The 498-nt window shown below is 33.5% G+C and carries 1 protein-coding gene and 1 pseudogene; both read left to right on the plus strand.

The features are described 5' to 3' along the window. Positions 1 to 245 (plus strand): annotated as a pseudogene (locus tag G3O09_RS21830) (hypothetical protein); the annotation flags it as partial. A 61-nt stretch (positions 246 to 306) separates the two neighbouring features. Continuing rightward, the coding region (locus tag G3O09_RS21835) for a hypothetical protein (RefSeq protein ID WP_163103546.1) at positions 307 to 498 on the plus strand (192 nt) is incomplete at its 3' end.

The following is a 498-nucleotide window of genomic DNA, read 5'->3' on the forward strand; positions in this document are numbered from 1 at the left end:
ATCTAAAACTTGCTAACAATGCAAGGTCTTTAACAAAAGGAATAAATAAATCATTGTTAGAGGGAGATAGAGTCATTCTTTCAAAATTCAAGAATGGAAAAAATGGTCGGTTCAGACTTGAAAAAGACAGAGGTAAAAATAGTGGTGTAGGAGGACATGGGGGAAGCACTTGGAAGCTAAAGATTGAAGGCGAAAGAGGCTATTGGACATTGTCTTCTACCGGTAAAGTTTTAAGAAGAAAATAATTGATAAAAAGAAAAAGGGATATTTACAGATGTAAATATCCCTATTTATGAGGTGATAAGTATGGGTGTTGAAAGACCTTCAAAAGATGAAGTGAGGCGTCTCACTAATATTTTTAAGCGGCTTGATATCGAGGAAGAAGAATTTCCCAATAAACATTTTTTTATAGGTATTTTAGATCGTTTCAATTATTGTTTATCAGAGACGGAAGCTTCAGAGCTTTTATCGTCATTTGAATATGACATGCTTTTTGAA

Origin of the sequence: Peribacillus alkalitolerans, from assembly GCF_010882125.1 — a bacterium.
GTDB lineage: Bacteria > Bacillota > Bacilli > Bacillales > DSM-1321 > Bacillus_BN > Bacillus_BN alkalitolerans.